Here is a 15,599-nt window from a genome sequence, read left to right on the forward strand (position 1 = left end):
AAAAGAATAAAAAGAAAGGCGATATTCCGTTCCAATGTGAACGAAATATCGCCTTTTTGATTTAAAACAAATCTTTAACAAATTAAAAACGTAAGTTTTTCAGTGGCCTCGTATTCCCCTACATCATGATCGCATTTTCTCTGGTTATGTTAGTACTGCTTTTTCTGGGGCTTCGAAAGAAAATTACCAATGATACGGTTGAACCTATAAAAGGATTAAAAAATTATTCAGAAGCGATTCTGAAAGGAGATTATCAGCAAGTCGCTGAGTATGGCAGGATGGATGAAATAGGCGAGGTTTATGCGATGTTTGATCAAATGAGAATGGAGATTATGGATCTAAGTCTACGAAGAGATGAACATGAAAAATCGCAAAAAGAGCTCATTACAAATATCTCCCATGATATCAAAACACCGCTAACGATAATTACTGCTTATATGGACGCCATTCGTGATGGTCTTTGTTCTGATATGGACTCTGTTAAGGAATATGTGGAGGTCATGAAGACTAATACGGACAAAATGACAAGGTTAGTTGAAGATCTATTACTGCATGCTTTAAAAGAGCTAGGACAGATCTCAGTCAATCTGACAGAGCAGTATAGCAGAAGCATTTTTCTATCGATTATAAAGCCAATTGCTCATCATGTTCGTACAACAGGCATTACATTCATAGAACCGCAGCACATTCCAAATGTGCTTATTCATGTGGATTCCAATCGCTTGGAGCAGGTTGTATCTAATCTGATCTCAAATGCGTTAAAGCATACGGTTGCCGGGGATTCGATCAGTATGAGCATTGAGTTGGAGCGTAGAGATTTGAAAGTAACCCTATTAGATAACGGGGCAGGCATACTTCCACAGGATATGCCATTTATATTTGAGCGTTATTTCAAAGGGCAGACGAACCAGAGCTCAGAGAGCCCTAACCATAAGGGTACTGGACTCGGACTGTCTATTTGTAAATATATAATTGAAGCTCATAATGGATCGATTTCATTCAAAAGCATAAAAGGTGAGGGAACTGTTTTTTATTTTACCATTCCTCTAGGTTAGGTAAATGCTGTAATACTTTATTAATAGTTTGATAAGCGTCTGAAAAGGATAGCCCTTTACAATGAGTATATAACAAGAATTAAGGGGGCTTTACTCATGTCGAAGAAAGCAATAATAAAGGCGACAAATCTTTGCAAAACCTATTCAACGGGCAGCGAACAATATCATGCCATCCGAAACGTAGACTTAGAAATATTTGAAGGTGACTTTACGGTTATTATGGGAAATTCAGGATCAGGCAAATCGACGCTTCTCTACCTTCTAAGCGGACTTGATTCTGTAACGACTGGCGAGGTGTCCTTCCAGGAGCAACGGATAGATGGATACAAAGAAAAACAATTGGCTGATTTTAGAGCAAAGAAGATCGGTTATATTTATCAAAGCATTAATCTTGTGCCAGATCTAACTCTATTAGAGAACATTGCTTTGCCAGGGTATGTTGGGGGTTATCCGAAAAAAGAAGTGAAGAGCAAAGCTATTTCTCTTATGAAGAAGATGGAGATTGATGCGCAACATAATCGCCTGCCCTCACAAACCTCGGGTGGACAGCAGCAGCGTGCAGCTATCGCGAGAGCGTTAATCAACTCACCTGATGTAATATTTGCGGATGAACCGACAGGGAGCTTGAATTTTGATCAGGGTGTTGCGGTCTTGGATATTTTAACGAAGATGAATCGTCAAGGACAGTCCGTTGTGATGGTCACTCATGATATTAAAGCGGCTTGTAGGGCAGACCGTCTTATTTTTATAAAGGATGGGAAAATAGGCGGAGTGCTGGAGTTCGAGAAATTCAATTACGAGGATCCCCATGAGAGAGAAAATATTATCTTCTCTTATGTTACGGGAAAGGAGTGATCCCTATGTACGCTGTGTGGACGCTCTGTTTATCGAATCTTAGAAGAAAGAAAGTTCAAAACAGCTTAATGGCTATACTTATTTTAATATCAACCTTGCTGATTGTAACAGCAGTTGCTGTTATTTCAAATACGAAGAATGTATTTATGGATATGCATGATGAGATGCAAGGTGCTCATCAAATGCTGGAGCTAGGCGGTGAAATCCACGATCCGTTTCTGTTAAACAAGTGGTGGAAACAACAAGAAGGTGTCACTGCATCCGAACTCATCCCATTTAGAGACTTATCAGGAGCCATCCATAAAGGTAAAGAAATACCGAATTTAGGTTTATATATGATGAATACGCCTGGGCTGCCTGCTAAAGTAGATAAGCCGATCTTTGCACAGGGGGAAGCGAGCTTGCTTCCGGAACCCGGTTTCATATGGATACCCACCTCCATGGCAAAAACCTATGGAATTGCTATCGGGGATCATGTTGGATTTAAGACGGGAATCAATGATTTTGAGTTGAAGGTATCAGGCATTGTAGTTGATATTCCTTATGGTGGGCCATTCACAATATCTGCTCGTGTTTGGATGAATGGTCAAGATTATGAGAAGCAGCTAGGTTCCATGCAAGGAAAAGAAAAGTATATGATGGGCCTGCGTTTTGATGATTATAGCAAGGAAAGCGGTTATTGGAATCGTTTTGAGGAGTATTTTGGTGTTCCTTTTATGGAAGCTAAAACCGATTTTGAATCCATTTCCTCCTTTTATCTCCTTCTTAATATGATCATTGGGTTCGTGATGAGTTTTCTTGGTGTCGTAATGATGTTTATTGCGGTATTTACGATTGGATTTACTATCTCAGATGCTATTTTGTCCAATTATAAAACGATCGGTGTTATAAAATCTTTAGGCTTGTCTTCACGGCAAACAATAGGTACCTATGTTATTCAATATGGGATTCTTGCTGTTATAGGTATTATCCCGGGATTGATTGGCAGCAGCTTCGTATCACGAATTATTATAGAAAGCTCGCTTTCTTTTTTGAAAACGGGAGATTCAATGCTTCCGATACGAGAGAGCAACATGGGCATTATTATCGGCGCGTCGTTATTTATAATCATTCTGTTATGTGTATGGTTCTATGCGAATAAAACCAAATCGATACAGCCGGTGCAAGCCATCAGATATGGAATGTCTGAAGCGGATAATAGTAAACTGACCAGAAGATTAGGCAAAACTGGCACTAATAGAATGGGATTTCAGCGTTTCCCCGTCATACTGGTAATTGGACTAAGAGCTATTTTGAAAAGTATAAAGGGTTCTTCTCTCATGCTAATGCTAGCAGTCGTAACGTCAGCTGTACTTGTTATAGGGTTTGTCCTAATAAATAGTATTCTTTCGATTAATCAAAATTCACAGTTGTGGGGATATGATGACTCCAATATTGCAGTCAATATTTTTAATAAGTCCGCACTTTCTCGTGCTGATTTTGAGAAGGATGTATTATCCGATCCAAGAGTGAAAAATATTGGATATGCTGGATATGCAAACAGCGTATTTCCTTCTGTAAAGACAGCAGATTCTAAAAAAGAAAATTCAGAGGCTCTAAGTATTCAGATGACTGTCATTGATGGAAAATATACGGATCTTGGTTTCACTACAGCAAGAGGACGTGATCCTCAGAATAAAAATGAGATATCTCTGGGCGTTAACGTAGCAAAGTATTTAAATAAGGAAATAGGCGATGTAGTCGAGGTTTATATTCAAGGTAAGAAGCATAATCTGACCATCTCCGGCATTTATCAATCCATATCCAATCTGTCCTACAATGCAAGAATTACGGCAGATGTGGTCAAGATAGAAAATAGTGTATATGATGATGTGACGAACATATTTATCAACCTAAATGACAGCTCTTTATCAGATGAGTATATCAAGGAGCTGAATATCAAATATAAGGAATCAATTAAGGCTGTAACGCAGCAAACGCTAATCGATTCTGTTTTTAAAGATGTTGTTGCTATTTTAATGTGGCCAATGCTTATAATGGGACTTTTATTCTTGTTCGTTACATTCATTATTATATACAGCACTTGTCGGATTAATATTAAAAAAGAGAGTAAAACCTACGGGATTTATAAGTCAATTGGGATGACCTCTTTTAAAATTAGACTATCCGTTACGGTTGGGATAGCTGCTCTTTCTGCAATAGGTGCTTTTATAGGTGTTTTTGTTGGGGTATATGTATTGCCTGCTATTTTGAAAGGCCTAATAGCTGATTATGGCATTATTAAAATGCCTTTAGCCTTGAATTGGGGTGGTATTACAGCGATTGCATTTATAAGTGTGATATCAGCTTGCTTTGGTTCTTGGATATCATCGCGGGTTATAGAACGAACATCTCCTAGAATTCTAGTTGTCGAGTAATGTATGAACCATATGTGATATAATGAATATATAGTTACGAACTAATTTAAAGCCTAGAGAAGCAAATGGAGGAGTAGAAATGGAGCTTATCAATGAAGTGAAGGTACAGCAGCTGATTGATCGATTAAAGGATCAAGAGCTATATATTCATCTTGAAATGACAACGGGAGCTTACGCCGCTCATTTCGATAGCTCAAAGCATCCAGCAGCTAACTTCATTAGCAATGCAAAGATTCGATACTCCCATGGATTGCTTGCCGGCAGTGCGCCTTATTATCGCATTGGACTGAAAATGATAAAGGGTTGGGTATATACAGAAGGGCTTACACATTGGGAAGAGAGCGAGTCGGAGAGGCTTATTTTAGCGGGGCATGATAGTAAAGGCAAGCTCGTCGTAGCCTTGCAATTAAGCAGGGAGCCCTTCTAATGAGAGAGGAGATGAGGGAAGCTATGAAACAAAATATTTTAGTTATACTGCCGCACCCGGATGATGAAGCTTTCGGTATAGCAGGGTCCTTGGCAAAGTATATTAAGGATGGTGCTCATGTAACCTATGCTTGCTTGACGCTCGGGGAAATGGGTAGAAACATGGGAATTCCGCCGTTTGCCAATCGAGTTACACTTTCGGCTATAAGGAAGCTTGAGCTCGAGGAGTCCTGTCGGGCTATTGGCATTCAGGATTTAAGGATGCTAGGGTTTCATGATAAAATGATCGAATTTGAGCCCCACGAAAAGCTGGATGAACAAATAGATGCGCTCATTAAAGAGCTGGCTCCATCGCTTGTCATTACCTTTTATCCGGGATACAGCGTTCACCCAGATCATGATGCATGCGGGGCGGCAGTCGTTCGCACCATTGGCAGATTGCCTAGCAACCAGAGGCCGGTTGTCCACTGTGTCGCCTTTTCCAAAAATCATGAACAAGCGATTGGCAAGTCTGATGTCAAAAATGATGTTAAGCCATTTTTGGACAAAAAAATGGCTTCTATACAAGCTCATCGTTCCCAATTCCAAGCGGCTGAGCTGCTCGGCGATAAAACGCTGGAGGATAGAGAAATTCAAGAGCGCTTCGGAACGGAACGTTTCTGGACGTATGTTTTTTAAGAAGAGCGAGCTCTAGATTTAAAGGTTAAATAACAAAAGAAGTGGCTGCCGATAAATACTCGACAGCCACTTTTTTATGACAATTCGTATATTAGGCCTGTTGTGATATCGATAAACCAAGACCTTCGGCAACACGTTGTCCGTACTCAGGATCAGCTTTGTAGAAATGTCCGATTTGACGAAGCTTAATATCGTCCCGATCAACGGGCTTCATAGCGCCGACAATCGTATCGACAAGACGTGTGCGTTCTTCTTCACTAAGCAGGCGATACAGATCACCAGCTTGTGTATAATGGTCATTGCTGTCGTAGCCAACACTATCTGCCGAGCCAGTTACCTCGAATGGAACAGGCTTATGTTCAGCTGATTCAGTTGGTCCGCCGTAGCTGTTAGGCTCGTAGTAGATGGAAGCCCCGCCATTACCGTCTGAACGCATTTGTCCATCACGCTGATTATTTTTCACCTCAGCAGTTGGGCGATTAATCGGCAGTGAATTATGATTGGCGCCAACACGGTAGCGATGAGCGTCTGCGTAAGCGAACAAACGGCCCTGCAGCATTTTATCCGGAGAAGCTTCTATACCAGGAACAAATGAACCAGGTGAGAATGTGGCTTGCTCAACCTCGGCAAAATAATTTTCGGGGTTGCGATCCAGCACCATACGGCCTACTTCAATTAATGGATAGTCCTTCTGCGACCATACCTTCGTTACATCAAATGGATCGAAGCGATAGGTATTCGCATCCTCGATCGGCATAATTTGAACGTAAAGTTTCCAGGCTGGGAAGTTGCCACTTTCAATGGCATGGAAGAGATCCTCTGTATGGTAATCCGGATTATCCCCAGCGATTTGAGCTGCCACGGCTGGATCGAGGTTTTTCACGCCTTGCTCTGTCTTGAAATGGTATTTCACCCATACCGCTTGGCCTTCAGCATTAACCCATTTGAACGTATGGCTGCCGAATCCATGCATATGTCTTAGAGTTGCAGGGATTCCGCGGTCAGACATTAGAATCGTTACTTGATGGAGGGACTCAGGAGACAATGACCAGAAATCCCAAACTGCATTTGGGTTTTTCAAATGCGTTTGCGGATGACGTTTTTGTGTATGAATAAAGTCCGGGAATTTGATTGCGTCACGAATAAAGAATACAGGTGTATTATTGCCGACCAAGTCGTAGTTTCCTTCTTCGGTATAGAACTTTGTTGCGAAGCCGCGAGGGTCACGAACCGTATCGGCCGAGCCTAGCTCGCCAGCAACTGTTGAGAAACGGACGAACATAGGCGTACGCTTGCCCACCTCTGATAGAAAGCTTGCTTTCGTATAAGATGTTACATCATGAGTGACTTGAAAGTAACCATGTGCTCCGGCACCCTTCGCATGAACAACACGCTCTGGTACACGTTCTCTGTTAAAATGCGCTAGTTTTTCCAGCAGATGTACATCTTGAATTAATGTAGGGCCACGCGAGCCCGCTGTCATCGAGTTCTGGTTGTCTCCAACTGGAGCGCCCCAACTGGTTGTTAGGTTGTTCTTCTCTGTACTCATAATAGATCACCTCATTTGATAATTTTTGAATAATCTTCAACTATCATTTTAAAGTGTCAAACAATTAAAATCAATATCTTTTTAGAATAATTACAATTAACGACAGGATATGAGGAAAAAATTAATATCCGTAACGTCCGAGCGCCTTAGTTGCGGATTCCAGCATACGCCGCTGCATCTGATCATTGTCGGCAATTTGAACTCGTTTGCCGAGGAAGCGGGTCTTGGAAAGGACATACTCGGTTTCATTGTTTGCAAAGATAAGTCGTATTGTATATTCGTTCGTGTCTGCTAGATAACATACCTCCTTCTCGAAACAAGAGAATGCATACAAAATACGAGACAGTTCTTGATTATATTCTTTAACAACTCGAATATTCACACTGGCCTTTCGTTTTTCCAAGAGGGCAGCAGCTCTAGCCAGCATTTGCTCATAAGCTTCTGTAGTGCATGGCTGCTCTTGCACCTCTATAAGCTTTTGCAGCTTCGTACTCATCATCATTCGACTTGATGGCCGGTACCAAAGCAGGTACCATTCTCTCTTCACCATCGAATATTCCAGCTTATATGGCAAGCCTTGCTGCTCGGTATAGGCTCTGCCGTCTTTCGTTTCATAGCTTAATTGAACCAGTTTTTTGTCCATAATAGCTTGTCTTAAGGGTTTAATGAAGGGATGGTAGACATGGGTTTCTTTGCTGGACGCCTTTTGCATCAAATGCTCGTTTATTGCAAGGGTCTCGTCCTTTTCTAAAATGTGACGAAGCTTGTTACGTGTCTCATCCGAGAATGCTTCTATGGCAGCAGGATGTTGAAGCATCGTCTTCAGCCAGCTTCGCCCACCTGCAGTAATCATGAACGTGCCCGAATCCTCTAAACGCGATAGAATCTGATAGTTAAATATTTTTTCAAATGGATTCATAGTACGCTTTGATCTCCTTCCACTCGGCAATCATTTCATTCCGCAGTTGAACCGGTTCGAGCACCTCACAGCTTGAGCCAAAGCTTCGAATCCATGGCTTGATTTCAATCGTTCCATTAACGGCAATCTCATAGATAAAAGATTGTTCATCCTCTTCAATAATTTCACCCCATTGCCCCTGCAGTTGTACACGCTCCTTCACGAAGTTTGCAATGCTATGTCCAGGATGGAAGAAACGTACGCGAACCGTAATCTTTCTCCCCGTATCAATTAGCCAGCTGTACTTAAGGAGGTCCTCAAGCTCAGCTCTTTTCTCATCAAACAGCTCGGCCGGTGCAGCTTCTTCTTCAATAATTTGGGTCAGTCCCTCCAAACGGTATTTCTTAATGCCATGACGCATATGATGACCTAGCAAATACCATCTGCCGTATTGATGATCGTAGACAACCTTGAGCGGGAGTACCTGTTCCTGCTTACCCTCGGTATCGCGTTCGAACAGAGGATTTGTATTTTTGGAAGCATAGCTAGTTTCCTTCTTCGGTGAGAAATACAGGAAGCTTATTACACGCTGCTGGTGAATAGCGCCTAACAGCATGAAGAGATGCGCTTCATCCAATATGCGAGAGTAGAAGTGATATTTATATAGAAAAGGCTCTATTTTATCGTGATGAGCAATTTGATTTCGAATATTATGCTTTTTTAAGCTGTCACGAAGCAAATATCCCTGTACCGAAGGAACCTGCGTATTAGCCATAATGTCGATAAAATCGTATAAGCTCAGCAGCTCATCCTGCGATAACTCGGTCACAAGGCCATTGGCCATGCGATAGCGGAAGGGACGCGCCCCGGATTCTTTTCTAATAACGCCAACCTGCTCCAAATATTTCAGATCTGTTCGAATTGTCTTCTCGTCTGGAAGCGGGAAAACGGTAGACGAGCTATTGCAGCAAACATCTAACAGCTCCATCGCTGTTAGTGATTGCTTGTGAAGGGCAGAGAGAAGCAATGATATTCGCTGGCTCTCCGATTCCTTAACCGACTTGGCATGAAATAGAAAGAGCAGCATGGGGTCGGTAGAATCGAGATAGCTGTACCGAATGGTCTCGGCGAAATCTCTTCCTTGCTCCTCCGGCATTTGCTGGTATACGGAATTAACGATCGCTTTTAACCGTTTGATCGTTTTATCTAGTGTATGTATGGAGATGCCTAATCTGTCTGCAAATTGCTGGCGATTATAAGCACCGCTCGTTAAGACAAGCATACGTAAAAATTGAATTTCTTTATCAAAGCTTTCTTTGGCCATACTGTTCCCCCCATTCTGGAGCCATTCCTTATATACATTGTAGCAGGTGAGGGATTTGAACAAAAAGGATAATTTTCCTCCTGTCGTAATACTTGCACCATGTTCGAGAACCTATAAATAAGCGATGATAGTACCTGTAAGACGGCAACAAGCATTGCTGGAAAGAGCAAGAAGGAAGTATAGGGGGAAGCACAATGGAAATGCAATATAAACGACATGGCAATAATCATCATGAAATGATGCTTGAGCATGGAAGTCTTCATTTGTTCGCAAATGAGGAAGTCTTCCAGTCGTTCGAACCAAAAGTATATGAAATGGCGAATAATAACCTTCAAATTCCAAGGAATCAATATATGAGCTACACACCTGATGCACATATCGGGGTCGGAACCTGTATCGGCACAACAGCAGTATGGAATATGAAGGACGGCTGCGTATCTCCATCTATCGTAGGTTCGGATATAGGCTGCGGTATGCGTGTCCATACAACGTCGCTGCATAAGCGGGATATTCAATACAAAGCGGTTCGCAGAGCTTTGATTGCAGCTATCGAGAGATATGTACCAACTAATGAACGCACAAATACGAACTACAGTGATATCGATGTGATGAGCGTTGTTCAGCACGGCTTGAACGGGTTGCCGGCGAAGTATATTCCTAATCAGCAATGGGTGACTCATGTAGAGCAATCTAACTTTGCTTACGATCACAAGTATTTGAATGATCTGCCTCCGAAAATCCGTAAGTATGCTCATGGACAACTAGGCTCGCTTGGGAGCGGCAACCACTTTATTGAAATTCAATACTTAGAGATCAATAAGGAATACGAGGAGTTGGCGGAAAAATGGGGGTTGTTCGATGGGCAAGTGGTCGTCATGATCCATTCTGGTTCTCGGGCTTGGGGCGGCATGGTTGGCCGAGAGCACAATAAAGTGATTAAGGAGGCGATGAATCAGTGGGGTGTGAGCAATCCTGATCCTAGTCTAATTTACGCTCCGATCGCTAGTCACGAAGGGCAAACCTACTTGAATCTTATGTATTCAGCGCTTAACTTTGCGGTCAGCAACAGACATATGATTGCTTTCGGTGTGAGAGAAGCCTTTCAGGAGGTATTCGGAGCGGGTATGGAAATGCCTGTCTTGTACGACCTGATGCATAACTACGCGCTCAAGGAATTTCATCGCAATCAACCGATGCTTGTACATCGCAAAGGTGCGACTCGGGCTCTGCCGCCCAAACACTTCTTAAATACACCTGTATATAAGGAGACGGGGCATCCCGCATTAATACCAGGTTCAATGGGAACCTCCTCGTACATTATGGTAGGGAAGGATGAAGGCTTAAAAAACTTTTATTCCATCTGTCATGGCGCCGGCCGGGCAAGATCCCGCAGGGCGACGAAGGAGCTTGTTACAGTCGATCAGTTCGAGCAATCGATGAAGGTCGGCACAGAGGATGAAATACTCGTTAATCACCGTTCCTTGCAAACAATCCTTGATGAATGCCCACAAGCTTATAAGGATGTCGATCAGATTATTGACAGCATCGTTGGCGCATCTTTAGCGGCTGTAGTGGCCAAATGCAAGCCGATGGCCGCAATTAAAGGGCTTTAAGTTATTACAATTTTGCTATTAAAGATAACTTCAATAATAGATGGGTTTATGGATGAATGGCATACCTTGGCTGGGATTTCCTATAATCCCGCAGTGCTTGCGCATACTATGTGCTTGTATTCTGTATGACCATATCAATATGAATCCTCCAATAATGGGTTCGATTCCCGACTCGTCACTATAAGTGATGAGACAACTGGTAGTTTATGATTTTCTAGAGCAGATCAAAATGAAATGGTTAAGGCCTTTCTTAGGAATTCTCGGACCACGTCTGCACCTAGGTGTGGTCGCTGCAGCCAAGTCTATGCAATCGGTGGATACCGATAAGAAATATTTTGCGGTTATCGGCGGTGCAGAATATTAAGCGCTGCGAATGGAAATTACGTTCGTGATCGTTTATTGACTGCTAAGCCGAGATGCAAATACATCTCTTTTCTTAAGCCTGATTCCGACTCCGGTGCTGGAGAATTCCTAATGTAAGGACACAAAAACCGCAAAGAGGTGTATGAATGATGTTTAAAAAAATTATTGTAAAAAACGATGAGCGCGGGCTTTTATTTAAAAAAGGAAGCTACGTCAAGCATCTTCAACCTGGTACATATCGCTATTCTACCTTTTCGGATCATACGGTTCTTTTGCAAAATGTAATAAGTCGTTTTCTCGTTCCGAACAAGCAGCTAAACCTGTTTCTGCAGGATGCAGCACTATTGGAGGAGCTCACTGTAGCAGATGTGCAAGACTATGAGTACGTGCTGCATTTTGAGGATGGAAAATTTGCTTCACTGCTCACAGCAGGGCTTTATGCATTCTGGAATGTGATGAAAAAGCATACGTTTATCCGTGTTGATATAAGGAATCCAGAAATCACAACTAATGTGGACCGCGCTATCTTGCCGAAGCTGCAAGGATATATCCAAACGGTGGAGGTTGCCAGCCACGAGTCAGCTGTTTTATTCTACAACAATATCATGCAGGGCGAGTTGAAGCCTGGGAAGTATTTTTACTGGAAAGGTCCTACGACGGTGCAGGTGAAAACGATTGATTTGCGTCAGCAGCAGCTCGATATGACCGGACAAGAAATTATGACGGAGGACAAGGTAACGCTGCGGCTTAACTTTGTTTGCCAATATAAAGTAGTAAGTCCGCTCAAAGCGTTTCAGATCAAGTCGTTTGAGGATCAGGTTTATATTTTGCTCCAGCTCATCTTGCGTGAATATGTCGGCACGCTGAAGCTGGATGATCTGCTGCGGATGAAGCAGGAAATTGCTACTTTTGTGCTCTCGCGCTTGAATGAGCAGAGTGAGCACTATGGCGTACAATTTGTAGCAGCAGGATTGAAGGATATTATTTTACCGGGAGAAATTAAAGAAATATTAAACACGGTCCTATTCGCTGAGAAGAAGGCCCAGGCCAACATCATCACTCGTCGTGAGGAGACCGCATCAACACGCAGCCTGCTCAATACGGCTAAACTAATGGACGAGAACGTGACGCTTTACCGCCTTAAGGAGCTCGAGTTTTTGGAGAAAATTTGCGAGAAAATTGGTACGATCTCACTTACAGGCGGCGGCAATTTACTGGAGCAGTTAAACTCTCTATTGAGCGTAAAGAACGCATGAAAAAAGTAACTCAAATAGTAGCCTCGTAGGTCTTTAAAGGACCTCGGGGCTATTTTTATTTCGAGTAGTTGGATGTATTTTAATAGGCTTATTGAGACAAGCTGTAAACGAATTGGAATATTTTGATTCGATAAAAAATCACTTTTTTTGATAGTTTGAAGTTGCAACATCGTTGAAATGCTATAATATAGATTAACTTAGCATAAGTGAAATTTAAAAATTAGGAGATTACTATGACTACCAAGCAAAAAAATGTAATGGACAAGCTATGGCCAACGCAGTCTTATCCGCTATCTTATGAGGATGCACTTGGCGCATTAACGAAGCAAGAACTAACAAATATACGGGTCAATTTAAAAATAAGCAATATGAGCAGTCTTAATAAACAAGGTCTTGTTGATAAGCTGCAGCACCTAATCCCAGAGCACGTTGAGCAAACCTTCCAATTGTGGGATCGTGACAGGCTGAAGGTCATTCAGAAGGTGTTGCAAGGCGAAGGTCGATTAACTAATCCAATGATGGAGATCCAGCAATATGATTATTTTAGGGATCGCGGCTTATTGTTCCCTGCTACGATAGATGGTCAAAGAATGTTAATCATGCCCCTTGAGCTAGTAGAATGGTTCAAGTCATCGAATATGCTGCCACAACAGGACGTTATTTATCGGAATACAGATTGGATTCAGCTCTCTAAAGGGCTAGTCTTTTATTTTGGGACATTGACGAGTGTCAAGCTGCAGGAGCTTGCGCTTTCCTATTGCGATAAAAATCAAAGTGATGATGGTTTTCTGGAAGTATTAATTGATGCTGCGTCCTATTACGATGAAATTAGATTGGAATCAGGTGAAGTGACCAACTTTACGTATTTATTTGTAGATAATTCGGATTGGGTGCGTAAAGAGCAAGCGATTAGGCCAACTTTAGATTTCTATCCGTTCACGAAACAACAATTATTGAAAGCGGCAGCCCCGGAATTCATCGATCGGAATAAGCACTATTTAGAGCTTGTTCGTTATATTCTTACTCAGTACGAGGCGGATCGTGAAGAAGTTGAGTTTTTGATAGACGAATGTGTGGATGTTGTGAGAAACGGTGGCAGTTTAGTTGAGACTGTGCAGCTTGTTCAAGAATCGTTCGAAGAGCCCGACTTGGATATGATGTCAGCCATCGCCGACCTGCTTGTGCCTCTCATAAATGCTACGAAGCAATGGGCGCTTAAGGGATATTCATCCGAAGAGCTTTCAACTATCAGAAGGAATTCTACTGCAAATGTAATGGCTGCTGCGGCAGAGCCAGTAAAGCAAGCTGATGTAATCTCTATTACTACGAAGCAGAAAGTTGGCAGGAACGATCCTTGTCCTTGCGGAAGCGGGTCAAAGTTTAAGAAATGCTGCGGGCAGCAATAGGGTTGGGATGAGATAGGTGCAGGTGCCGAATAGTGAAGTCGATTCGGGTGTTATCAGCGAACCGGAAGATAATAGGAAGGCAGGAGTGAAGCGGTATGACAAAAAGCGAATGGGGTTTGTACTTAAGAAGTGCCAGTCTGCTTCGGGATACCGTACCAACCTTTGACCAATATCCTTTTAATCTGAACGCTATTCGGGACCTGGACCAGCTTGATTTCCATCCTAAGGTAACCTATATCGTTGGAGAGAATGGGATGGGGAAGTCTACCCTTATGGAAGCCATAGCGGTAGGATTAGGTTTTAACGCCGAGGGAGGCACCATAAATTTCAATTTTTCTACGGAATCAACGCATTCGGACCTGTATCAGTATTTAAGGCTGGCACGGGGAGCTAGGAAACCTAGGGATGGATTCTTTTTTAGAGCGGAGAGCTATTATAATTTAGCGACTAATATCGATGAGATGGATCGTGCGGGCGGAATAGGTCCTCCTATTATTGATTCATATGGCGGCAAGTCATTGCATCAGCAATCGCATGGCGAATCGTTTTTTGCGGCTTTTCTCCATCGTTTTAGCGGAAATGGATTATATATTATGGATGAGCCGGAGGCGGCTCTTTCTCCTTTTCGGCAAATGGCCATGCTTTCGCGAATTAATCAGCTGGTAGGGGATCATTCACAGTTTATCATTGCAACGCATTCACCGATTTTGATGGCGTATCCGGATGCGATCATTTATAATTTGACCTCAGATGGGATAGAGAGAACGACACTGGAAGAAACGGATCATTTTATGGTGATGAAGCAGTTTATTAATAATAGAGAAAAAATGCTTCACGAGCTATTTTTAGAGGATGAATAAAGAAGACGAAAAGGAGAGGTTTGAAAATGGCATTGGAGATTGAACGTAAGTTTCTACTACCTGGAATTCCAGTTGAGCTAATAGAAGAAGGAACGGTACAGGTGCGGTCGGAGCAGAGAATAGAACAGACTTATTTGGCTATAGATGAGAATCAAGAAATTCGTGTTCGGAGAATCGTTGATCTAGCTACAGACAAGGTGGAGTACACACACACATTCAAGCTTGGAAATGGACTTTCTCGTGAAGAAATCGAATATTCGATCTCGGAAGGCATCTATGAACAGATCGTACAAGCGTTTCGCTTGGTTCCATTAACCAAAAACCGGATTACGGCTGAATGGGATGGAAGAGTAGTTGAAATTGATATCTATGATCAGATTAAGCTTACTGTACTAGAGGTAGAATTTGATTCGGAAGAAGCTGCAAATGCCTTTGCTGCACCGGAGTGGTTTGGGAGAGATATTAGCTCAGAAAGGCAATATAGCAATAAGAAAGTATGGCGTGAGCTGCAGGGTAAATAAGCTATTTTTTAAAAAAATAAAAAGAAATTGAAAAAACACTTGCATTAGTAGGCGGATACATGGTATATTCTTATTCCGGCCAAGAAACACACCGGAACAAACGAGAAACACGAAAGACAAGATTGCTCTTTGAAAACTGAACAACGAGTATTAAACTGCCCTAACGATCCTAACGGATCATTAGAAAAAGCGATAAAAAAGTAATGAGCAAGTCAAACACCTGAAGCTTTTCTCATCGACATCGCGTCGGTGCGAAAACTTCTATTATGGAGAGTTTGATCCTGGCTCAGGACGAACGCTGGCGGCGTGCCTAATACATGCAAGTCGAGCGGAGTTGATGAGATGCTTGCATCTCTGATACTTAGCGGCGGACGGGTG

The 15,599-nt window shown here is 42.4% G+C and carries 14 protein-coding genes and 1 rRNA gene; 12 read left to right on the top strand and 3 right to left on the bottom strand.

Translation table 11 applies throughout. From position 1 onward, the window contains the following. The first annotated feature begins 146 nt into the window (after positions 1 to 146). The 5 genes from AC0YN7_RS29210 to bshB2 all read left to right on the top strand — a co-directional run bounded on the left by AC0YN7_RS29210 (position 147) and on the right by bshB2 (position 5,431). Positions 147 to 1,055: a sensor histidine kinase gene (locus AC0YN7_RS29210; protein ID WP_475813530.1), complete on the top strand. Its 909-nt coding sequence runs from the start codon at positions 147 to 149 to the stop codon at positions 1,053 to 1,055. Positions 1,056 to 1,151: 96 nt separating this feature from the next. Then, positions 1,152 to 1,910 (top strand): ABC transporter ATP-binding protein, encoded by a 759-nt coding sequence (locus AC0YN7_RS29215; RefSeq protein ID WP_475813531.1) that lies wholly within the window; start codon positions 1,152 to 1,154, stop codon positions 1,908 to 1,910. Positions 1,911 to 1,915: 5 nt separating this feature from the next. Beyond that, positions 1,916 to 4,327, top strand: coding sequence for an ABC transporter permease (locus AC0YN7_RS29220; RefSeq protein WP_475813532.1), 2,412 nt, complete (start codon positions 1,916 to 1,918; stop codon positions 4,325 to 4,327). Between the two features lie 79 nt (positions 4,328 to 4,406). Then, positions 4,407 to 4,754, top strand: coding sequence for a YojF family protein (locus AC0YN7_RS29225; RefSeq protein ID WP_475813533.1), 348 nt, complete (start codon positions 4,407 to 4,409; stop codon positions 4,752 to 4,754). Positions 4,755 to 4,777: 23 nt separating this feature from the next. Further along, entirely contained in the window at positions 4,778 to 5,431 is a 654-nt protein-coding gene (bshB2, locus tag AC0YN7_RS29230) for a bacillithiol biosynthesis deacetylase BshB2 (RefSeq protein ID WP_475813534.1), read from the top strand. A gap of 91 nt (positions 5,432 to 5,522) precedes the next feature. Here bshB2 and katA read toward each other — a convergent pair whose 3' ends face one another. The 3 genes from katA to AC0YN7_RS29245 all read right to left on the bottom strand — a co-directional run bounded on the left by katA (position 5,523) and on the right by AC0YN7_RS29245 (position 9,202). Further along, positions 5,523 to 6,980, bottom strand: a complete 1,458-nt coding sequence (gene katA / locus AC0YN7_RS29235) for a catalase KatA (protein ID WP_475813535.1) — start codon at positions 6,978 to 6,980, stop codon at positions 5,523 to 5,525. Positions 6,981 to 7,101: 121 nt separating this feature from the next. Then, complete coding sequence (locus AC0YN7_RS29240; protein ID WP_475813536.1) at positions 7,102 to 7,899, bottom strand: WYL domain-containing protein; 798 nt, start codon at positions 7,897 to 7,899, stop codon at positions 7,102 to 7,104. Next, positions 7,886 to 9,202 carry a helix-turn-helix transcriptional regulator gene (locus AC0YN7_RS29245; protein WP_475813537.1) on the bottom strand — a complete coding sequence of 439 codons (1,317 nt, stop codon included), beginning with the start codon at positions 9,200 to 9,202 and terminating at the stop codon, positions 7,886 to 7,888. Before AC0YN7_RS29245 ends, AC0YN7_RS29240 begins: the two co-directional genes overlap by 14 nt. Positions 9,203 to 9,396: 194 nt before the next feature. Here AC0YN7_RS29245 and AC0YN7_RS29250 point away from each other — a divergent pair, with 194 nt between their 5' ends. The 7 genes from AC0YN7_RS29250 to AC0YN7_RS29280 all read left to right on the top strand — a co-directional run. Continuing rightward, on the top strand, positions 9,397 to 10,815 hold the full coding sequence (locus AC0YN7_RS29250) for an RtcB family protein (protein ID WP_475813538.1): 1,419 nt from the start codon (positions 9,397 to 9,399) through the stop codon (positions 10,813 to 10,815). Positions 10,816 to 11,044: 229 nt separating this feature from the next. Then, the gene (locus AC0YN7_RS29255) at positions 11,045 to 11,179 is read left to right on the top strand and encodes a hypothetical protein (RefSeq protein WP_475813539.1); all 135 of its coding nucleotides are present in this window, start codon (positions 11,045 to 11,047) and stop codon (positions 11,177 to 11,179) included. 148 nt (positions 11,180 to 11,327) lie between these two features. After that, entirely contained in the window at positions 11,328 to 12,434 is a 1,107-nt protein-coding gene (locus AC0YN7_RS29260; protein WP_475813543.1) for a slipin family protein, read from the top strand. A 233-nt stretch (positions 12,435 to 12,667) separates the two neighbouring features. Further along, a complete protein-coding gene (locus AC0YN7_RS29265) occupies positions 12,668 to 13,840 on the top strand; it encodes a YecA family protein (RefSeq protein WP_475813540.1) in 1,173 nt (390 codons plus the stop codon). A 95-nt stretch (positions 13,841 to 13,935) separates the two neighbouring features. Next, positions 13,936 to 14,700, top strand: coding sequence for an AAA family ATPase (locus tag AC0YN7_RS29270; protein ID WP_475813541.1), 765 nt, complete (start codon positions 13,936 to 13,938; stop codon positions 14,698 to 14,700). A gap of 26 nt (positions 14,701 to 14,726) precedes the next feature. Then, positions 14,727 to 15,221 (top strand): CYTH domain-containing protein, encoded by a 495-nt coding sequence (locus AC0YN7_RS29275; RefSeq protein WP_475813542.1) that lies wholly within the window; start codon positions 14,727 to 14,729, stop codon positions 15,219 to 15,221. 263 nt (positions 15,222 to 15,484) lie between these two features. Beyond that, positions 15,485 to 15,599: ribosomal RNA gene (locus AC0YN7_RS29280) — 16S ribosomal RNA — on the top strand; the annotation flags it as partial.

This window comes from Paenibacillus sp. J31R122 (assembly GCF_056269185.1).